General features: G+C 61.1%; 16 protein-coding genes. 14 read left to right on the forward strand and 2 right to left on the reverse strand.

Annotated elements, in window-relative coordinates; genetic code table 11:
* Positions 1–8: 8 nt before the first annotated feature.
* A complete protein-coding gene (locus tag AC1AUD_RS12675; RefSeq protein ID WP_476574743.1) occupies positions 9–1,619 on the reverse strand; it encodes an alpha-amylase family glycosyl hydrolase in 1,611 nt (536 codons plus the stop codon).
* A 310-nt stretch (positions 1,620–1,929) separates the two neighbouring features.
* On the opposite strand from AC1AUD_RS12675, the gene AC1AUD_RS12680 reads away from it, so the two are divergent.
* From AC1AUD_RS12680 to ilvC, 7 genes are all read left to right on the forward strand, one after another.
* Positions 1,930–3,204 (forward strand): ABC transporter substrate-binding protein, encoded by a 1,275-nt coding sequence (locus AC1AUD_RS12680; protein WP_476574744.1) that lies wholly within the window; start codon positions 1,930–1,932, stop codon positions 3,202–3,204.
* A gap of 84 nt (positions 3,205–3,288) precedes the next feature.
* On the forward strand, positions 3,289–4,167 hold the full coding sequence (locus AC1AUD_RS12685; RefSeq protein WP_476574745.1) for a carbohydrate ABC transporter permease: 879 nt from the start codon (positions 3,289–3,291) through the stop codon (positions 4,165–4,167).
* On the forward strand, positions 4,167–5,045 hold the full coding sequence (locus AC1AUD_RS12690) for a carbohydrate ABC transporter permease (RefSeq protein ID WP_476574746.1): 879 nt from the start codon (positions 4,167–4,169) through the stop codon (positions 5,043–5,045). The genes AC1AUD_RS12685 and AC1AUD_RS12690 overlap by 1 nt, the downstream gene beginning before the upstream one ends.
* A 185-nt stretch (positions 5,046–5,230) precedes the next feature.
* Entirely contained in the window at positions 5,231–6,247 is a 1,017-nt protein-coding gene (locus AC1AUD_RS12695; RefSeq protein ID WP_476574747.1) for a LacI family DNA-binding transcriptional regulator, read from the forward strand.
* 91 nt (positions 6,248–6,338) lie between these two features.
* Entirely contained in the window at positions 6,339–7,946 is a 1,608-nt protein-coding gene (locus tag AC1AUD_RS12700) for an MFS transporter (protein ID WP_476574748.1), read from the forward strand.
* 433 nt (positions 7,947–8,379) lie between these two features.
* Complete coding sequence (locus AC1AUD_RS12705) at positions 8,380–9,690, forward strand: MFS transporter (RefSeq protein ID WP_476574760.1); 1,311 nt, start codon at positions 8,380–8,382, stop codon at positions 9,688–9,690.
* A gap of 307 nt (positions 9,691–9,997) precedes the next feature.
* Positions 9,998–11,050: a ketol-acid reductoisomerase gene (ilvC, locus tag AC1AUD_RS12710; protein WP_476574749.1), complete on the forward strand. Its 1,053-nt coding sequence runs from the start codon at positions 9,998–10,000 to the stop codon at positions 11,048–11,050.
* Between the two features lie 181 nt (positions 11,051–11,231).
* On the opposite strand, the gene AC1AUD_RS12715 is transcribed toward ilvC, so the two are convergent.
* Positions 11,232–12,596 carry a right-handed parallel beta-helix repeat-containing protein gene (locus tag AC1AUD_RS12715; protein ID WP_476574750.1) on the reverse strand — a complete coding sequence of 455 codons (1,365 nt, stop codon included), beginning with the start codon at positions 12,594–12,596 and terminating at the stop codon, positions 11,232–11,234.
* A gap of 204 nt (positions 12,597–12,800) precedes the next feature.
* Between AC1AUD_RS12715 and AC1AUD_RS12720 the strand changes: the two genes are divergently transcribed.
* From AC1AUD_RS12720 to AC1AUD_RS12750, 7 genes are all read left to right on the forward strand, one after another.
* Complete coding sequence (locus tag AC1AUD_RS12720) at positions 12,801–14,075, forward strand: ABC transporter substrate-binding protein (RefSeq protein ID WP_476574751.1); 1,275 nt, start codon at positions 12,801–12,803, stop codon at positions 14,073–14,075.
* A gap of 74 nt (positions 14,076–14,149) precedes the next feature.
* Positions 14,150–15,085, forward strand: a complete 936-nt coding sequence (locus AC1AUD_RS12725) for a carbohydrate ABC transporter permease (RefSeq protein WP_476574752.1) — start codon at positions 14,150–14,152, stop codon at positions 15,083–15,085.
* 59 nt (positions 15,086–15,144) lie between these two features.
* Positions 15,145–15,945 carry a carbohydrate ABC transporter permease gene (locus tag AC1AUD_RS12730; RefSeq protein WP_476574761.1) on the forward strand — a complete coding sequence of 267 codons (801 nt, stop codon included), beginning with the start codon at positions 15,145–15,147 and terminating at the stop codon, positions 15,943–15,945.
* Positions 15,946–15,964: 19 nt separating this feature from the next.
* Positions 15,965–17,440, forward strand: a complete 1,476-nt coding sequence (locus AC1AUD_RS12735; RefSeq protein ID WP_476574753.1) for a glycoside hydrolase family 32 protein — start codon at positions 15,965–15,967, stop codon at positions 17,438–17,440.
* Positions 17,441–17,495: 55 nt separating this feature from the next.
* Positions 17,496–18,461 carry a LacI family DNA-binding transcriptional regulator gene (locus AC1AUD_RS12740; RefSeq protein ID WP_476574754.1) on the forward strand — a complete coding sequence of 322 codons (966 nt, stop codon included), beginning with the start codon at positions 17,496–17,498 and terminating at the stop codon, positions 18,459–18,461.
* A gap of 383 nt (positions 18,462–18,844) precedes the next feature.
* Complete coding sequence (locus tag AC1AUD_RS12745; RefSeq protein WP_476574755.1) at positions 18,845–19,741, forward strand: DUF559 domain-containing protein; 897 nt, start codon at positions 18,845–18,847, stop codon at positions 19,739–19,741.
* A gap of 219 nt (positions 19,742–19,960) precedes the next feature.
* Positions 19,961–21,235: a serine hydrolase domain-containing protein gene (locus tag AC1AUD_RS12750; RefSeq protein ID WP_476574756.1), complete on the forward strand. Its 1,275-nt coding sequence runs from the start codon at positions 19,961–19,963 to the stop codon at positions 21,233–21,235.
* Positions 21,236–21,425 lie beyond the last annotated feature (190 nt).

Here is a 21,425-nt window from a genome sequence, read left to right on the forward strand (position 1 = left end):
GCCCGCGCTCAGCGCGCGAACACCGTCAGCGACCGCGCGGGGACGGTTAGCGTGCCGTCATGCCATGTCGCCGCGCCGCCGCCGATCACATGGCAGGGCGCGCCGGGGTCGCCCGCGTTGGCGTTGGCAAGGGCGCATGTGGCGTCGGATGGCGAGGGATTGATGGCCACGAGCATTGTTTCGCCGGCGTGGGCATCCGTGCGGTCGGCCGCGCCGGCGGACGTGCGCTCGTAGACCAGCGGATACCCATGGTCTGGCACGTGGAGGAACCGCAGTCCGCCCGCCGCCTGCAAGGCGGGATGCGCGCGGCGCAGCGCGATGAGGTCGCGCACGGCGTTCCACAGCGAATCGGGGTCGTCTCGCTGTGCCGCCACGGTCGGCTGGTCATCGGCCCCGTCGATCGGCAGATACAGCTCCCCGCCGGGCGCCGATGAGAAGCCCGCGTTGGTTGTTCCGTCCCACTGCATCGGCGTGCGCGAGCCGGTGCGTTCGTAGCCGCCCTCCTTCGACTTCAGGCCGTGGGCGTAGCGCATGCCGATCTCATCGCCGTAGTAGACGAAGGGGCAGCCGGGCATCGTCATCAGGAATCCGAAGGCGAGTTTCATCTCCTCGGGTTCGAGGGTTTCGCGCATGCGGATCATGTCGTGGTTGCCCGAGGGAATGCAGATGAATCCCTTGCCGCCGGCCGCGCCGGCCATCGCCCGATATGCCTCGACGAAGGCCGAGGCATCGCCGGTGCCATCGGCCGCGGCGCGGGCGGAGAACCAGGGGTGTTCTCGGAACAGGTCGAGGTAGTGCGACGGGCCGAAATGCAGCAGGAAGTCCATGTCGAAACCGGCGTTGAGCGCTTCGGCCGGATTGCCCCATTCCGAGACGAGCACGGCCTCGGGGAATCGTTCGTCGAGGAAGGCGCGCACCTTGCGCCACAGTCGCGAGGTCCACGCATGGTCCGGGTCCTCCTTGACGAGGCTGGCGGCCATGTCGACGCGGAAACCGTCGGCCCCGAGCCCCAGCCAGAAGGCCATGATGTCCTGGATGAGCAGGCGGCCGGCCTCGGCCTCGGGCGAATCGGCGGCGAATTGCCAGTCCTCGGTGACGGTGCCGAAGCCGTAGTTCAGGCAGGCCTGCGTGGAGAAGCAGTTGACGGCCACGCAGCCGGGGCGCTCGCTGATGCCGCCGAGGAATCCCCTGATCGAGGCATAGGGCGAGTTGAGGTCGGGGGATTGGTCCATCGGCTTCCAGATGAAGCGGTCGGTCCATTGGTTGCGTTCGTCGCGGCAGGAGGCGCGGAACCACGGGTTGTCGACGGCGGCGTGCCCGGGCACGAGGTCGAGCAGCACATGCATGCCGCGCCGGTGCGCCTCGTCGAAGAGATGGCGCAGGTCCTCGTTGGTGCCGTATCGCGCGGCCGTGCGGTAGTAGTCGCGCACGTCGTATCCCGCGTCCCAGAAGGAGGAGTCGAAGCAGGGGTTGATCCAGATGGCGTCGCAGCCGAGCTCGCGGATGTAGTCGAGCCGGGCCGTGATGCCGGCGAAGTCGCCGATGCCGTCCGCGTTGGAATCCTGGAAGGACTGGGGGTAGACCTCGTAGAAGACGGCGGTGTCGAGCCAGGCGCTCATGGATGCCTCCTTGCATGGGGTGCCGTATGGTCGCGGCGCGATGGAACGCCCGCCATTGTATCCGCTGGGGTCGAACGATTGACGTGGGTCGCGCAAAGGGTTGCGACACGCCTGAAAACCTTGTCGTTTTGACAATCGAACCGGTTTTATGCAATACTGACTTCTGTCAGACATCGAACCGGTTTGACAGGGAAATCGAACCGATTCGATACAGAGGCCAAGGAAGCTCTCATATGGATCCCTCCACAGGAGCGCTTCGGCACCGTGGGACAAGGAAGCCCGCGGAAGAAAAGAAGGAAAGGGACACACCATGAAGTCATGGAAGAAGATCGGCACCATCGCGCTCGCCTCCCTCGCCGCGGTGGGCATGCTCGCCGGCTGCGGCTCCGGAGGCAACTCCAGCAGCGGCCCGCACATCACCCTGTTCAATTCCAAGGTTGAGATCGAGACCCAGCTCGAGGATATGGCCGAGAAGTACTCCGAGGAGAAGGGCGTCGATCTCGAGGTCATCTATAGCGGCGACGTTGTCGCGGCGCATCTTGCCTCCAAGTACGCCTCCAATGATCCCTACACCATCTCCATGGTCGACGCGAAGGACGTGCTGTCCTTGGCCGAGGAACATGCCGTCGATCTGTCCGATGAGTCTTGGGTCGGGGACACCGACTATGCGATTTCGGTGAACGACAAGGTCTATGGCTTCCCGCTGTCCGTCGAGGGACGCGGCCTGATCTACAACGCCGACGCCATCAAGAAGGCCACTGGCAAGGAGTTCAAGCCCGAGGACTACAAGACCCTCGACGATTTCAAGGGTCTGATCAAGGATCTCAAGGCCGGTGGCATGGAAGCCCCGGTGGGCATCATGAAGGAGGATTGGTCCCTTGCCGCCCACTTCCTGAGCGAGGTCGTCGAGCAGCAGAGCGATCCCGATGCCTTCGTCTCCGAGATGCAGGCCGGCACCGCCGATGTGGCCAACAATGAGAAGTTCAACCAGCTGTTCGACTTCTTCGATGTGCTCAAGGCCAACAACTACGCCAAGGACACCGCGATCTCCGCTGAGCGCGAGGTGACCGAGCAGAAGCTGGCCGAGGGCGAGATTGCCTTCATGTTCGGCGGCAACTGGGATTGGACCGTGCTCAACCAGTATGATTACACCGAGAACATGGGCATCATGCCTGTTCCGCAGAACACCGATGACGGCACCAATGAGAAGCTGCTCGGCGGCGCTGGCAAGTACCTGTTCATCGATTCCTCCGACGCCACCTCCGACGAGCAGCGTCAGGCCGCCAAGGACTTCCTGTCTTGGCTCGCCGAGGATGACGAGGGCAAGAAGTTCCTCGTTGAGGACGCCAGCCTTGTCCCCGCCTTCAAGACCAACACCCTTGAGGTCTCCGATCCGCTCGGCAAGTCCATCAAGCAGTATGCCGATGCCGGCCAGTTGCTGCCGAACTACAACTACAACCCGGATGACTACATCACTGTGATGGGCGCCGAGATGCAGAAGTACCTCGACGGCAAGGAAGACCGTGCCGCCTTCGCCAAGGCCTACCAGGACTGCTGGAAGACCGCTAAGCTCTCGGGCAAGTGACCGAGATGAATTGATCCCACGCAAGTCAAGCGGTGGCGGAGCGCCAAGGAAGGCGCTCCGCCCCTAGACAAGGGGCGAACATCAATGAAAACCGGTAAATTCTCTTATAAAGCCCAGCAGTTCCTCATGTTTGCAGGGCCCGCTGGCATTCTCTTCTGTGCTGTCGTGATCGTGCCGTTCTTCTACGGCCTGTATCTGACCTTCACCAGCTGGGACGGCGTCGCCCTGGAGAAGCCTTTCGTGGGATTGGCGAACTATGCCGAGGCCTTCGCCGACAAGGCGTACTGGACCTCGCTGGGGACTACGGTCATCTACTCGGTGATTGCGGTCATCCTGACGAACATTGTCGCCTTCTTGCTCGCCTATTTGGTGACCAGCGGCATCAAGGGTCAGAACTTCTTCCGCGCGGGTTTCTTCATTCCTAACCTCATCGGCGGCATCGTCCTCGGCTATGTGTGGAAGTTCGTCTTCAACCGTGCCTTTGTGGCGATCGGCGAAGGAGTGACCGGAGCATCCGTCCCGTCCCTGCTTTCGACCACTAACGGCGCGCTGTTCTGCCTGATTCTTGTGTCTGTCTGGCAGTACGCGGGCTACATGATGCTCATCTACGTCGCCGGTTTCATGGCGGTGGACACCAGCCTCAAGGAAGCCGCCCTCATCGACGGCTGCAACTCCTCGCAGGCCATGTGGCATGTGACGATTCCTCTGATGCGCGCCTCCTTCGTGCAGTGCATCTTCCTGAGCACCACGCGCTGCTTCATGGTCTACGATCTCAACCTCTCGTTGACCAATGGCGAACCGTTCAGCTCCTCGGTGCTTGCGGCAATGCACGTCTACAACAAGGCCTTTGTGCACAAGCAATACGGCGTCGGCCAGACCGAGGCATTGATTCTGTTCGTGATCTGCGCGGTTATCGGCGCGCTGCAGGTCTACTTCGGCAAGAAGGGGGAGGTGCAAGCCTGATGAGCAAGAAGCATCAAGTAGCTAAAGCTCCGACCAGCACGGGGACCAAAATCGCCCATGGCGTGACCATGGTCGTGCTCATCCTTCTGTTCCTCGTATTCGTCGCTCCGTTCATTCTTGTGCTGATCAATGTCTTCAAAACGAAGGCAGACATCACCTCCGATCCCATGGCCTTGATCGGCAAGCATGGCTTCACCTTGGAGAACTTCCCCAAGGCGATGGACAAGATGGACTTCTGGACGGTGTTCGGCAACTCTCTGATCGTCACCGTCTCGGCCACGATCCTGACCGTGCTGTTCTCCGCGATGGCCGCCTATGTGATCGTGCGCAACCCGCGCTGGAAGGCCTCGAGCCTCCTGTTCGCGGCAATGGTTGCCTCGATGGTCATCCCCTTCCAGGTCATCATGGTCCCGCTCGTCTCCGTCTATGGCGGCATGCTGGACGTGCTCAACAGCCGCATCACGCTGATCCTCATGCATGTGGGCTTCTCGGTTTCGTTGACCACCTTCATGTTCCACGGTGCGATCAAGACCTCCGTGCCGGTCGAGCTTGAGGAGGCCGCGTCGATCGATGGCTGCGGCAAGTGGCGCACCTTCTGGACCGTCGTGTTCCCGCTGCTCAAGCCGACCACCGCGACCGTCGCGATCATCAACGCGATGGCCTTCTGGAACGACTATCTGCTCCCTTCGTTGGTGCTGGCTCGTCGCAACTTGTACACCATCCCGATCGCCACCCGCGTGTTCTACGGCACCTACTCGAACGACATCGGCCTGATCATGGCCGCCCTGTTGCTCGCGATGCTGCCGATCCTGATCCTCTACATGTTCCTGCAGCGCTATGTCGTCGCCGGCGTGACCTCCGGCGCGGTCAAGGGCTGATCCGGATCCCCCTCGTGGGGAAGGAACGCCATCGGACGCCCGGGCGGGGATATGCTCCCCTCCCGGGCGTTCCCGTACTTCCCTGTTCCCGTGGGCGACGAGGCATGCCCCCTCGTTCGCCCCCCGACCCTCAAGTGTTCGACAGGTGTTCGATATACTGTCACGAGACAAAAAGGAGGTCATATATGGTTGGCATGCGCGATGTGGCGAAGGCCGCGGGCGTGTCCCTGAGCACGGTGTCGCTGGTGGTCAATAACAGCGGATACGTGTCCGCGGACATGCGCGCGAAGGTCGAGGCGGCGATGAAGACGTTGGACTATGTGCCCAACGAACTGGCCCGCAACCTCTCCCGCAACCGCACGAACATCATCGGGCTCATCGTGCCGACCATCCGCCATCCGTTCTTCGCCTCACTGGTCGCCGCGCTGCAGCGACATTTCGCGGAAGCCGGACTGCACACGATGCTGTGCTCCGTCGCCGACGAGGAGCGCAGCGAGGGCCAATACATCGACATGCTGCAGCGGCGCATGATGGACGGCGTCGTCATGGCCGCGCACACCGAATATCCGGAGGACTACTGGGTATCGATCGGTCGGCCGGTCGTTTTCTTCGACCGATACCTGGGCATCGGCATCCCCTCGGTCAGTTCGGACCATGCCCAGGGCGGCCGCCTGATCGCCGAGCATCTGCTGGCCACCGGCGCGCGGCATGTGGTGTCGATCGGCGGCCCGCGCTCGCAGTTCGAAGATCTGGGCGACGAGGACCGCACGAGCTTCCCCACCGTGCGCTTCCATCTGACGATGGAGCGCATCCTGGACGAGCATGGCGTGCGCTGCGACTACATGGAGGCCGGCGCAGTGTCGGATATGGACCGCTACGGCGAGGTCGCCCGCGAGCTGTTCGAACGATATCCGGATATTGACGCCGTCATCGGCTCCGATGCGGTGGCGGCCTACTGCGTGCAGGAGGCCGCACGCCGGGGCATCGCGGTGCCCGACCGGCTGCAGGTCATCGCCTACGACGGCACCTACGCGGCCGACCTGGCGGGCAAGCGCCTGACCTGCGTGCGGCAGGATTTCGATGCGCTCGCCTCCAGAATCGTCGAACGGCTCAAGCAGATCATCGACGAGCGGCCGATCGGCGACGAATCCGATACGACGCCCGTGTACTTCGTTCCAGGCGAGACCACGCGCGCCGCGTGAGTTCGTCGGGGTCGGGATAGGTCATGGCGTAGGCTTGGGGCATTTGTAGTGTCCCATTCTCCAATTTCCGTCTAAGGCTGATGAAACCGATATGCAGCAACCATATGTGCGCCCCGGCATCGACGATCGACCCGACCTTGACAAGGCCCTGAGTCCCGAGGACAAGGCGGCGGTCGCCCGCTTGGCCGTGCGCAGCCGCCGGCGCCCGCCCGAGGCCTCCGCCACACAGGCCGAGACGCAAGCGGCGAGCCTGGCGTCGGCCGGTTCCCCCGCCACTGCGGCGGCTTCCGTGGACGCCGCGGTGCCCGATATGACCTCCTCCTTCCTCGATATGCGCGACCCGATGGTCGCCGCCGACGGCGAGCGTCCGAATGCCGGCCAGGTCCTGCGCCTCAAATGCTCCTTCGCGCTGTCGGCCGTGCTGTCGACGGCGGCCTGGGTGGCGCTGACGATGGTGGCGCTGCCGGCCGCCGTGGCGCGCGCCGCCCGCGGCTTCAGCCAGTTGGTCGACGATGGTTTCACCGGCGCCGCGTTGGAGCGCATCGGCGACATCGCCGTGCCGCTGGCCGTGATCGTTGCGATCGGCGCGCTCGTCTCGGTCGTTGCCAACCTCTTCGTCTCGGCTCTGTCCGACCGCACGCGCGTCGTGCTCGGCCGGCGCACCCCGTGGATTGTGGCCGGCGGCGTGCTGTCGGCCCTGTTCGTGTTGATCCTGGGCGTGGCGAACACCTTCGGCTCGATCGGTGTGATGTGGGCGTTGCTCAACGCCTCCTACGCGATGCTCGTCACTCCCGTCAACGCGGCCTTCTCCGAGCGCGTTCCCGACAAATTCCGCGTCTCGCTGGTCCGCTGGCGCGGCATCGGCCAGATGCTTGGCCAGGCCGTCGGCGCCTGGATCGGCACATTGTGCTTCGCCTTCAGCACGCATTTCACCTATGAGACCTTCGTGGCCTCGGCCATCCTGTTCGTCGCCTGCGGCGTGCTGACTGTGCTGGTCTGGTCTAAGGAGCCTTCGAGCGAGGAGCAGCCCCTCGAGCGTCTGCGCTGGTCGGTCGTGTTCGACCAGCTGCGCCCGCCGCGCAACGCGCCCCGTTTCTGGGCGATGTTCTGGGCTCGGCTCACGATGATGGCCGCCGTCGCGCTGACAGGTGTGTTCCTGTGGTATATCGTGCGTTATTTCGCTGCCTCGAACGGCGTCGGGGTGGAGCTGGCCTATGGTCTGTTCCTCCGCCCATGGTTCGTCATCGCCGCGATGGCGCTCGCCACGCTGATCGGCTCGGCCATCGCCGCGCGCGTGGCCGGTCCGATCGACGAACGCTGCTCGGATATGCGCCGCCCGGTGTGGGCCGCCTGCGCGCTGTATGCCGTGGCGCTGCTGGTGGGATTCCAGTGCCATGCGAATGCGATCGGGCTGATAGTCTTCGCGCTGCTGGCCGGCTTCGCCTTCGGCCTGTTCGATGCGCTGGGCCAGGAGCTGGTCATGGGTGCGCTGCCCGATCCTCGCCGTTCCGGGCATGACCTGGGCGTGTTCAACCTGTCCAACGCCCTCGGCCTTGCCGCAGGCGCTCTGCTCGGCGCCGCCGCGCTGACCGTCGGCGGTCCCGTCGCGACGACGGTGTTCGGCGCGGGCGCCCTGTTCCTCGTGGCCATCGTCTGCGTGGGTGTATCGGCCGTCATGGTGACGCGCGGCGGGCGGTGAGTTCCTGTATCCGCCGCTGGCCATCGCCGCGGCCCGGTCACATAGTGGACGCATCGCGCCATTTCGACGGGTCGCGGGCCTATGGTCTGTCGCAGACTTCGAAACCGAAAGGAGGTGCGCCACGATGAACGGAATGACTGAGCGTCTGCTGGTTCTGGCACGAATTATCATCCCGTCTTCGTTGGCGGACTGATTCGGCATACAAGCTTGAACCCCCGCCGGCGAGGGCAGGGCGACAAGCGTCAACCACGTTGCAAGCCCTGCGTAACCGCGGGGCTTTTTCGTTGCCCGCCCACAAGGCGCCATCGGCGACGAGCCTGAAAATAGAGAAGAATATCCGCGTCGGTGTTTCGGCGCGCAATAACCCAGGAGCAATCCCATGTCCTCAGTCGAACCCACGACTGGCAAAACGGCGACCGGCAAGCTGGAAGCTATGGCCCGTGACTCGGTGAAAACCGTCATCGCGGCCTCCATGGTCGGCACCGCCATCGAATTCTATGATTTCTACGCCTACGGCACCGCCGCGGCGAACTATTTCCCGAAGGTATTCTTCGGCGACACCTCGAACCCGACCGTCGCCCTGCTCGCCTCGCTGCTCACCTTCGCCATCGCCTTCATCGCGCGCCCGCTCGGCTCGCTCGTGTTCGGCCACTTCGGCGACCGCATGGGCCGCAAGACCACGCTGGTGGTCTCGCTGCTCACCATGGGCATCGCCACCTTCCTCATCGGCTGCCTGCCCACCTATGACATGTGGGGCGTGTTCGCCGTCGCCGTGCTGTGCCTCTGCCGCTTCGTGCAGGGCATCGGCCTGGGCGGCGAATGGTCCGGCGCCGCGCTGGTCGCCACCGAGAACGCCCCCGAGGGCAAGCGCGCGCTCTACGGCTCCTTCCCGGAGCTGGGCGCGCCGATCGGCTTCTTCCTGTCCAACGGCACCTACTTCCTGCTGGAATCCTTCAATGACGAGGCCGCGATGATGGCCTGGGGCTGGCGTGTGCCGTTCCTGCTGAGCGCGATCCTCGTGATCGTCGGTCTGGTCGTGCGTGTGCATATGGAGGAGACCCCGATCTTCCGCATGGCCCAGGAGCAGAAGAAGGTCGTCAAGTCCCCGCTCACCGAGGTGTTCAAGAAGTCTTGGCTGCAGGTGCTGCAGGGCACCTTCCTCGTCGCCGTCACCTACACGCTGTTCTACACGCTGGCCACGTGGTCGCTCGCTTGGGGCACCAAGGAAGCCGGCCAGGGCGGCGGTGGCCTCGGCTTCACCAACCAGGAATACCTGCTCATGCTGATGGTCGCCGTCTGCGTGTTCGCCGCGTTCATCGTGATCTCCTGCGTCAACGCCGACAAGCTCGGCCGTCGCCGCGTGATCATCTTCTCCTCCGTGGCGTTGGTGGTGTTCGCCGCGCTGTTCCCGTTCCTGCTCAACGCGGAGGTCGTCGGCCAGCGCAACTTCGCCGCCAACATGGCGTTCCTGTGCATCGGCTTCGCGCTGATGGGCTGCGCCTTCGGCCCGATCGGCGCCATCCTGCCCGAGCTGTTCGACGCGAACGTGCGCTATTCCGGCTCCGGCATCGCCTACAACCTCGCCGCCATCGTCGGCGCGGCCTTCGTGCCGACGATCGCCACCTGGCTGTCCTCCAACTGGGGCGTGCATTCCGTGGGCCTCTACCTCGGCGTGATGGCCGTGTGCGCGCTGATCGCCATCCTGTCTTGCCATGAAACGAAGAACGTCGATTTCACGAAGTGAAATCGCCCTTCATCGTTTCATCGTCGCGGCATAGCCGCTCCCTTCGCCTACGGAGAGCACACCGGGCTCTCCGCCGGGCAGCTCAGCCAAGAACGTCGATTTCACGAAGTGAGGTCGGCTTATAACCGTGGTCAGGCGGAGGGTGACCGAAGCCTGACCAATAAATGGAACGGGACGCGGCTTAGGCCGTGCCTTGGGTAAGATGGTGCTCGGTTTGAGGACAAAATCCTTGAGTACGACACCATCCGCAATCTAGTGGATAAGCGAAAACGAAGAGTTTTCACCAATAAATAAAGGAGTGCCAATAATGGCAGCAACCATCTGGTATGAGAAGGACGCCGACCTGTCCGTGTTCGAGGGCAAGAAGGTCGCCGTCATCGGCTACGGCTCCCAGGGCCACGCCCACGCGCTGAACCTGCGCGACTCCGGCGTCGACGTCGTGGTGGGCCTGCGCCCGTCCTCGAAGTCCGTCGAGTACGCCAAGGAGCAGGGCCTTGAGGTCAAGTCCGTCGCCGAGGCCACCGCCGAGGGCGATGTCGTGATGATCCTTCTGCCGGATCAGTTCCAGGCCAAGGTCTACAACGAGGAGATCGCTCCGAACCTGAAGCCGGGCGCCGCGCTGGCCTTCGCCCACGGCTTCAACATCCACTACGGCTACATCAAGCCGTCCGAGGACCACGGCATCTTCATGGTTGCCCCGAAGGGCCCGGGCCATATCGTGCGTCGTGAGTACGCCGCTGGCCGTGGCGTCCCGGTCGTCGTGGCCGTCGAGCAGGACCCGGATGGCAAGACCTGGGACACCTGCCTTGCCTACGCCAAGGCCCTCGGCGCTCTGCGCGCCGGCGCCATCAAGACCACGTTCAAGGAAGAGACCGAGACCGATCTCTTCGGCGAGCAGGACGTGCTCATGGGTGGCATCAACCACCTGTGCGACCTCGGCTTCGACGTGCTGACCGAGGCTGGCTACCAGCCGGAGATCGCCTACTTCGAGGTGTTCCACGAGCTCAAGATGCTCGTCGACCTGGCCAACGAGGGTGGCCTGAACAAGGCTCGTTGGTCCTGCTCCGACACCGCCCAGTACGGCGACTACACCTCCACGGTCATCACCGAGGAGACCAAGAAGCGTATGCAGTACCAGCTGCAGCGCATCCAGGACGGCTCCTTCGCCAAGGAGTTCATGGATGACCAGGCCGCTGGCGCCCCGAAGTTCAAGGCTCTGCAGGAGGAGTACAGCCACCCGCACCTCGAGACCGTTGGCCCGAAGCTGCGCGCCATGTTCTCCTGGAACAACAACGTGGACGCCGACGCCGATATGGCTCAGTCCTTCAACGGCAAGATCGCCCGCACCCAGGTGCAGTGAGCCGCTGCGGCTATAGCCGCAACCGTTGATGCAAAGGCCGCCAATCCGGTAACCCCGGGTCGGCGGCCTCGCCGTTTTTGCGCGTCATCTCGTTCCACCGTGCCACAATCTCCACGGTGACACAAACCTCACCATGCGGTAAACGTCGTTTTGGCTATATTCCGCCGTTTTGTAGTTTGTGTCACCGTGGGGTTTGTGTCACCGTGGAGGGGTGGATGTCGGACGGCAGCGGTCGCACGACGTTGACCTGTCGATTCGCTGTGATTTGGCTGTCCGTGCCACTGTCGAGCACAATGTTGCCGGTGGCTGTGTCGTCGACGATGACTGCGGTGATGTCAATGGGGCGTGCATTCGCAATAGCGGTCATCGCCCCGACTTGTGCGTCGAAGCATGAGTCGGAATCGCTTTCCGGCGCGGCTTCAGTAGCTGCGAAAATATGGTTGGAGGCAATGTAGTTGCCTGTGCCGGCGCTGATTCGAATGGCTACCGGAACGGCTCCGGCAGGGCGAATATGCTCCGTGTCGATGATGTCGGAAATATGATTGGCGACGATGGTGTTGTTATTGCCCTCCACTGTGATCAGGCCGTGGGTGTCGTCAAGTCCGTTGTCCAAGCCGAACATCGGAGCCCATGGCTCATGGGAGCGGTAGATATGGTTGGAGGACACCAGATTCTCGCAGCATATTCCCTTGAGCTCGATTACTCCCGGATAAAACGCGTGGAATCGATTGGCTGTGATTGAAGATCGTGCCACATCGAGGAAACGAACGGTGTCGGCTCCACGGGGGAAGACGTTGTTGCCCGCTATGAGCAATCCTCCGAAATGCTCGGCGCTGATGGAATGTCCGCGATATCCCGCGCCGATGAGGTTGTCGGTGATTTTGGAGGCTTGGCCGGACCCGAGCAATTCGATGCAGTTGCCGCACTCGGCGATGAAGTTATCGTGGATGCTCAGTGCATCCGCGTGATGCATGACTATGCCGTGCTCCAGATAGACCAGGCCCATGCCGTTGATGCGGAACGAATCATGCGGGCTGACGGCCATGATGCCGGTTTTTCCGTTGAGATAGGTGTTCTCCGGGTCGGTTTCGGTGCCGTCGGCGACGAAGTGAAGGCCGTCGATGCAGAAGTTCTCGAACTCGACGGAGCTGATGCGTGGCTCGCCGTCACGTTCGATGAGGAACGCCACGCCGGACCGTGGGGTGCCGTCGGGTTCGAGATCCACCAGGATGCGGCTGCCTCCGGGCCATAGGTCATGCATGTCGGGCCAGCGGTCGCGTGGCGTATTGAAGCGAATGGAAGAGGACACGAAGCCGTGCCCGGTGCCCATGATTTTGAGATAGCTGATGTCAATGATGACTTGGGTGCGCAGATGGTAGTCGCCGGAGGGAATGAGGATCGCCGCGCCGGGGCGCCCGCCGCCGTCGACGTCGGTGCGATTCTGATGTGCCTTTATGTCGGAGATGATGTCGTTGATCACTTCGCCGATGTCTTGGTGGGCGTCGCCCCGAGGCCATGTGGTCACGTCGTAGAGGTTGTCGATCATGGATGCTCCTTTGCTCCGGTCGCTATGCACGATGTTTAGCCATAGCGTAGTTGTTATACTATATCAAGCGATAAACATATATGAATAATGCTTAAAAATAAAGAAAAATCAAGCATTTGTATTTATCGGTTGACATATTTCTGTTAAGCGGTTATCATAGTGCTTGCCTGATCGAAGGCGTCTCAATGTGGAGAAAGGAAAAACATGCGAACGACGTTGAGGAAAACAATTGCGGCGGGTGCGGTGGTCGCTTCCCTGCTATCCATGGCGGCATGCGGCAGCGGCAATTCCGCCGATGACAAGACGCTGAACCTGCTGGTCGAGGGCGGTGGCCCCGCCGAGAGCGTGGCGCGTGACACTGCGGCGGAATTTGAGAAGAAGACCGGCTATAAGATCAACATCGAGACCTCGCCGTATTCCGGTCTGTATGACAAGCTCAAGGCGGAGACCGATTCCAGCCGTGCCACGCATGACATCGCCGTCATCGATGTGCTGTGGTTCCCCGCGCTGGCCAAGGGACTGTCCGATGTGGGCGATGTCCTGAGCGCCGAGGACAAAGAGGACCTTATGCCGCAGCTTGAGGACGGCGGCAAGGTTGATGGCAAGCAGCTGGGCGTGCCGGTGTGGACGAACTCGAAGGTGCTGCTTTACCGCAAGGACCTCTTCGAGGATCCGAACAACCAGCAGCAGTTCAAGCAGGAATATGGCTATGACCTGAAGGTTCCGACCACGTGGGACGAATATCGAGACGCCGCGAAGTTCTTCACTCGTGACGATATGTATGGCACGGCGATGATCGGTCAGACCGGCGCGGACTCGGTCACCGGGTGGCTTGAGTTCGCCACCCAGGCCGGCGCCGAAAATCTGGTCGTGGATGAGAACAATCAACCCGATCTGGATGATCCGGCCTATGCCGAGGCGCTGGAATACATGCAGAAGCTCGTGGATGACGAATCCATTCCCGCCGATTACCTGTCGCTCGGCACGTCGGAGATCTCCAACCTGTTCAACCAGGGCAAGCTAGCGATGCAGCTGACCTGGGGACACTTCTACCTGTCCTCCGCCAAGGAACTCGGCGACAAGGTCGGCGCAGCCCCGATGATCGGCGGCTCCGCCGGTATCGGCGCCATTCCCGGTCCGTGGTACGAGGTCGTGCTCAAGAATTCCAAGAAGCAGGATGCCGCCAAGGAGTACCTCAAGTTCATGTATGGCAAGAACGAGGGCTACATGACCTCCCTGGGTGTGGCCGCGCGCAAATCCGTGTTCGAGAAGTATGCGGACAATCCCGAGTACGCGCACGTCAAGGCGTTGCAGACGACCCTTGACTCCAAGCAGACGCAGAATCGTCCTGCGATCAAGATGTGGACGCAGATCGAGACGGAGGTGCTGTCTCCGATGGTGCAGAATGCATTGAAGGGCGCGGATGCCAAAGCGGAGCTGGAGAAGGCCCAACAATCGATCAAGGATCTGCTGGGCTGATGAGTTGACGAGGCGGGCGTGGCCGGATGCGCCACGCCCCCTCCTGACAGGGTCGACTTGTGATTTAGGGAGTGATGATGACAAAACGAAACCCGCAGCCGGCATCGGGCCGGACGCGTATGCTGAGCTCGACGTTCAGCCGCAAAACCCTGTGTCTGTTCTTTCTGCCGGCGGGCCTGTTCATGTCGGCGTTCCTGTTGTTCCCACTGCTCAAGCTGGTATACGACAGTTTCTTCGATGTCGGCGATAAATATGATGGAAGAACATTCGTCGGCCTGAAGAATTATCTTAAGGCCTTCGCCTCGCCCCAGTTCCTGAATGATTCATGGAACACCCTGATATATGTGGTGGTTGCGGTCGGTTTCGAGACGGTGCTTGGGTTGGCTCTTGCCATCGTTCTGACGAATAAATACCGAGGCTTCAAAGGCATCCGCACCCTGATTCTCTCGCCGTTGATGATCGCGCCGTTGGTGGCCGGTCTGGTGTGGAAATTCATGCTTTCCGGTCAGTTCGGCATCGTCAATGTGCTGCTTGTCAAACTGGGGGTCCTGCAATCGACTGACAGCATCCTGTGGCTGTCCGACTCGAAATTCGCGCTGACGGCATGCATCATCGCCGATGTGTGGCTGACCACGCCGTTCATGATGCTGATGTTCCTCGCCGGCATCCAGACCATTCCTGAAAGCCTTTACGAATCCGCGACCGTCGAGGGTGCCAACAAATGGCAGCTGATCTGGCATATCATCCTCCCGAACATCCGCGGCGTGCTGTTCAGTGCCCTGGTGATTCGCGTCATCGATGCCGCCCGGACCTTCGACATCATTTGGGCCATGACCCAGGGCGGTCCCCAAGGCTCCTCCGAGTTGCTCAGCATCCATATCTACAAGATGCTTCAGCGTTATGGCGACGTCGGCTATGCCAGTGCCATGGCGGTGATCTTCATTATCGTGCTGGTCGGTCTGACGCTGGTCTCCCAGTTTGTCATGGGCCGGCGTGACAAGGGCAGGTGAATGTCATGTTCCATGAAAAGTTCGGACGGAACCGGCGTGACAACGCTTGGATCATCCTGATGTACGTGCTGGCGATCGTCTGCCTGCTCGGGTTCATCTTCCCATATCTGTACATGCTGTTCTCGTCGTTCAAGCCGTCGGGGGATGTGATTTCGGTCAATCCGACGTTCTTCCCGAAAAGCTGGTCGACCGAAAACTATGAGAAGGTCTTCCTCACTTCCGACATAGGCCGTTACTTCGCCAATAGCTTTGTCGCGGCATTGGTGAGCACTGTGATCTGCCTGTTGCTGGGGGCGTTGGCGTCCTACGCCATTTCGCGTACGGCGATGAGCCGTTTCAGCAATGTACTGCTCATCCTGGTGCTGTGCCTGAAGATGATTCCGATGTCGTCGATTGTGGTCCCGATTTACTCGCTGGTCCAGCAGTTTGGCTTCTATGACTATCTTTTGGTGCTGTGCGTCGTCTATGCCGGCGTGAACATGCCGTTCGTGCTGTGGATGATGATCTCTTTCTTCAAGGAGGTGCCCGCGGATCTTGACGAGGCGGCGGCCGTCGATGGCGCCGGTCCTCTCCGGGCGTTCGTCCGGGTCATCCTTCCTGTGGTCACGCCCAGTTTGATTTCCACGGGTATCTTCACCTTCCTGCTTGGCTGGAACGATTTCCTGGTGGCATTGCTGCTCACCAGTAGCGAGGCGAAGACGGTGCCGGTGGCGCTGTCCGAGTTCCTGACTTCCTACAGCCTTGATCTGGGGCCGATGACCGCGGCCGCGGTGCTGTTCTCCTTCCCTGTCATCATCATTTCCTTCTTCCTGCAGCGTTATCTGGTTTCCGGAATGCTTGCTGGAGCGGTCAAAGGCTGAATTCACACAAAGGAATCCGATGTCTACTTACATGCAGCAGGTCATCGAGCGCGCGCAGGCCCATATCGATCGGGCGTCGGCCGTGGTGTCGGAATCGAATCTACGCCAGAGATTCCACCTCATGGGGCCCTGTGGCTGGATCAATGATCCCAATGGATTGATATTCTTCCGCGGTCAATACCATGCCTTCTATCAGTTCAATCCCTATGACGGTTTCTGGGGGACGATGCACTGGGGGCATGCGGTGAGCGATGATTTGCTGCATTGGGATCATCTGCCGATAGCCTTGGCGCCAAGCGAGCCATATGACGACTATCCCAAGGGCGGCTGTTTCTCCGGGAGCGCCATAGAGAAGGACGGCAAGCTTCTGCTGTTCTACACGGGAAGCGCCTATCACGGTCACGGTGTCGTGCAAACGCAGAACGTGGCGATCAGCGACGACGGCGTGCATTTTCGCAAATACGAGGGCAATCCTGTGATCGAGGCGCCGGAGGGCGTCGATGGCGATTGCTTCCGCGACCCCAAGGTGTGGGAGCATGATGGCGGATACTATATGGTGGTTGGCGCGCGTTTCCACGGCAGGGGAGCGGCGCTGCTATTTCGCTCGCCCGATGCTTTGGCCTGGGAGTACGTCGGAGTGCTGCATGCTTCCCGCGGAGAGTGGGGCCATATGTGGGAGTGCCCGGATTTCTTCCCCTTGGGGGATCGCTGGGTGCTGACTTGTTCGCCCATGGGGGCCGGGGATCATACCGCAGTCTATTGGACCGGTGACTTCGACTACGATACCGGGCGGTTCGTGCCCACGGTGTCGCAGGATATGGACCGAGGCTTCGACTTCTACGCGTCGCAGAGTCTTCTCGATGCGCGCGGGCGCCGCATCGCCATTGGCTGGGCGAACGAATGGGAGTGGATGCCATGGTTCAAGGACTGGGGGCCGACCTATCGCCATGGCTGGTGCGGTTCGTTCAACATCCCAAGACAACTCACGATGATGCCGGACGGCACGGTGGCGTTCGAGCCAATCGATGAGTTGCGGGTGCTGCGCCGCGACGCCGCGGAGCAACGCGGCGTGTTGCTGTTTGACGGCGAAGCGGAGCCGTTGCGGCTTGGAGATGGCGTTCATTTCGACATGCACATGGAATTGAATCTGAAGGCAAGTGACGCTGATTCGGTGGTGCTGACCGTTCGTGCGTCCGAGACAAGAAAGACAACCGTCACCCTTGACCTGTCCAGAGGTCTGTTTCTTGTGGATCGCGGTCAATCCGACGGATGGAGCGAGGGGTGCACCAGTGAGCCGGTGGCGCTATCGGGGCGCGAAATGATCGATATACGCGTGGTGTCGGACACTAGCTCGTTGGAGGTGTTCCTCGATGGCGGTCGCAGCGTGCATTCCCTGAACGTGTTCCCGGACGAGGCGTGCGTCGATGCCTCGATCGAGGCCTTCGGCGGCACTGCCGTGCTCGGACGTCTGTGCACCTATGGGCTGGAGATGTGAGATTAAAATCAGTAGAAAATGTCTCTGATGTGCAGAAGGGGAGGGCTGACGATACATGGTCACGCTTACGGATGTTGCGAGAGTGGCCGGGGTGTCGAAGAACACGGTGTCCCGCTATCTAAACAGCCGCGGATATATGTCGGACAAGACGAAGGCCCTGATCCAGGATGCCATCGACCTACTGCATTACCAGCCCAATCAGATTGCCCGCAGCCTGTCTTTGCAGCGCACCAATCTGATTGGGCTGGTCATCCCCGATGTCGTCCAACCGTTTTTCGCCACCATGGCTTCCTGCATCGAAGATGAGTTGGATCGTAATGGCTACAAGATGATTCTCTGCAACACCATGCATTCCTCCGCGAAAGAGCGGAAATACTTGGATATGCTCGTTGCGAACAAAGTGGATGGCATCATCATCGGCAGCCATTCCGTGGACATCAACTATCACGACATCAAAGCGCCCATTGTGGCGCTTGACCGTAATCTCGATGATCGCATTCCGGTGGTCAGTGCGGATCATGAGCAGGGCGGTTTGATAGCCGCAAAGGCGCTGGTCGATCACGGTTGCCGCAAGGTCGCGCAATTCGTTGGCTTTTCCAAGGTACGCACGCCCTCGGGCAAACGGCATACGGTATTCGCGGAATATATGCGGGACCATGGGGTGTTCTGCTTTGACTATGAGCTGCGGCTCAACCAGTTCGAGTTTTCGACCTACGCGGAGACGGCGAGAGCGTTCTTCGACTGTTACCGGGATGTGGACGGAATCTTCGCCTCCGATCTGGTGGCATTGGCTCTTCAGCGAGAGGCGCTGTCCCGTGGCATCCGTGTGCCGGATGATTTGATGTTGTTCGGCTACGATGGGTCGTTCGTCTATCAGATCGCATACCCATCATTGCCGACCGTGGTCCAGCCATTCGATGGGTTGGCAAAGGCCACCGTCGACTTACTGGTCCGTCAGATCTCCGGTGAGACCTGTGAGGGAATGTCGGTGGTGTTGCCCGTGCATGGCGCGTGGGCGTAGTGGCCTGTTTGCCGCTCACTTCGGCAGCGAGACGGGACGAGCTCTGCTCCACCGTGATGTTTTCTCCACGGTGACACAAACTCCACCATGCGGTAAACGTCGTTTTGGCTATATTCCGCCGTTTTGTGATTTGTGCCACCGTGGGGTTTGTGTCACTGTGGAGATTGCCGCACCGTGGAGGTGACGTCACGGGATAGCGGCCGTCCCGCAACGCCGCGACACGCCGGTATTGTGGATAAATCGATACACGCGGAAAGTTATCCACAATTCTCGATTTGCGGTGGCGACGAGCCGCCCGAATGGCTACTCTGTGCGGCATGAATGCACATACACAAGGGGAAATTCGGAACTATGTCCGTACCGAGTTGAGGTGTCGTCGGGATGTGGCATTGCAACGGTGCAGTGCCCATCTCGATCGCATGCGTGTGAATCGCGAGGTGCATTTCGCCCTATTCACCGCGCTCGATCTGTGCGAAATGGAACATCCGCGGTGTCCAAGACTATCTCCGGCGCCGTTCCATATGGTGACGAGGTCTTCCGGTCGGCGTTCCAAAATAGGCGACACCGTGGTGCATGTCTGGAATCATGACTTTCTTGTCGTCCGATTCGCCGACGGCATCACTTGCACGAGCCCGCTGGACACATGGGCTCAGTTCGCGCAATTCCTTGAAGTGGATGAGTTGGTCGCGCTGCTGGAATCGATGCGGCGGCGATGGAATTACACGGCAGAACAAATCAACGAACGCATCATGCGCCTCGGCCGGTTTCCGGGCAAACGCCGTTGCATAGCTGCGCTGACACTGATGCGGGCATCGGATTCCGTCCAGGAAACACGGTGCCGGCTGACGCTGTTGCGCTCCGGGCTTCCGGAACCGCGGACGCGATACGTGATCGAGGATGCCGACGAACGCCGTTCGTACACGGTTGATATGGCATATCCCGAGCACAAGGTCGCCATTGAATACGATGGCGATCATCACCGGCGCTTCCGCGATCAATACGTCCGCGACCGGACCAAGCGCCGGCGGTTGCGTCAGATGGGATGGTCGGTGATCGAGGTCTTCGCCGACGACTTATGGAAACAGGAATCCCGGCGGCAATTCACCCAAGACGTTGCTTCGGCGCTGCACACGATGTGCAGCGGGGTGCCATTGGCCGAGTATCGGGAAGTACTGAGTCCGAAGCTGGCGGTTGGCTCGCGGAAGAACGAGCGTCAGCGGCTCGCCCTGCAACGCGAGCGGCGCGTATACGAATTGCGTCTGCGTTCGGCGAATTCATAGCGGTTATGCCATGCCGCCATGCGGTGCGGCATCCCACGGTGATGTAATCTCCACGGTGACGTAAACCCCACCGTGTGGTAAATGGCGTTTTGGGCATATTCCGCCATTTTGTGAATTACCGCACCGTGGAGTTTACGTCACCGTGGAGAAAACGTCACGGTGGTGCGGGTGTATGGTGGGGATGATTGCGGTTCGTGGAGCGACGAAGGAGACGATGAAGTGGCGGATACGGCGTTGCGGCTGATACAGGACGCGCTGAACCGCGCGGTGGAGCGTGGCGAGGTCGCGGGCGTTAATGTACTGGTGCTCCACAAAGGCCGTGAACGTTGGTATGCCGAGGCCGGCATGCGCAATATCGCTCAAGGCCAGCCGATGACCCGCGACACCGTATTCCGCATGTATTCGATGACCAAGCCGCTCACCGCAACCGCCGCGATGATGCTGGTCGAACGCGGCATTCTCGACTTGGAAGCGCCGGTGCGCGAGTATCTGCCCGGCTTTGCGAACCAACGCGTCACCCGGCATTACGCCGAGGAAATCGCCGCGGGCATCCCCACGGAAGCGGCCGGTGCGGGTGGCCTCAAGCCGGGCGACGGCGAGGATACGGTGCCTGTCAAACGCGATGTGCGAGTCAAGGATCTGCTGACGATGACCGCCGGCTGCGTGTATCCGAATCAGGCTTACGAGGCCGGTCGTCTCGCAAGTGCGTTCTTCGATGAGGTCGACGCGCGCCTGCGCAATGGCAATCCGATGGGCACGGTCGAGTTCGCGAACCGTGTGGGCCAGCTGCCGTTGGCCTTCCAGCCCGGCGAACACTTCGAATATGGCACCTGCGCCGATATCGTCGGTGCCATTATCGAAATCGCGTCCGGCCGCCGTCTCGGCGATTTTATGCGCGAGGAGATCTTCGAGCCGCTGGGTATGAGCGACACGAGTTTTTATGTGCGTGAGCGGGATCTGCCGCGTCTGGCGGCAGCCTATGACAATCCCGCGGCACCCATGTTCCCCGAACGTGCGTCGTCTGATGGCAACCTGGTCGAAGCCGTCAGCAATCACCTCGGTGTGCCCTATGCCGCCACCGAGGATCCGGCTTTCCAAGCAGGTGGCGCCGGCCTGCGCTCGACCGTCGATGATTACGCGCGCTTCGCCCGCATGCTGATGGGGCGTGGCGAGGCCGATGGCGTGCGGCTGCTGCAACCGCTTACCGTCGACCTGATGACGACGAACGCCTTGTTCGAGGACCAGCGCCGCGATATCCGCGACTGGCTGCCGGGCTGCGGCTATAACTGCTTCATGCGTGTGCTCGAGGAGCCCGGCAAAGCCCGCATGCTCGCGCACCGCGGCGAATATGGCTGGGACGGTTGGCTCGGCACCTATTGGATCAACGATCCGGCCGCCGGCATGTCCTTCCTGTTCGGTGTTCAGATCACCAATGCCGGAACGCTGCCCGTCGTGCGCAAGCTCAAGAACATCGTCGCCACCCATCTCGATTGATGTGGTTCGCGCAGCCGTGCGAACGAATGCCTGCCATGACAGGTGTTATAGGCGTGCTCCCTTTTTGTGCTAACCACATATTGCTATGAGAAAAGGGAGAAAATGAGGCTGGCATTTCTCGTTTTTCTCATAGCAATGTGTGCCAAGCACGAGAAAAGATGCCCGCCGGTCCGTGGATCCGATCCACGGA

This window comes from Bifidobacterium sp. LH_730, from assembly GCF_056355835.1.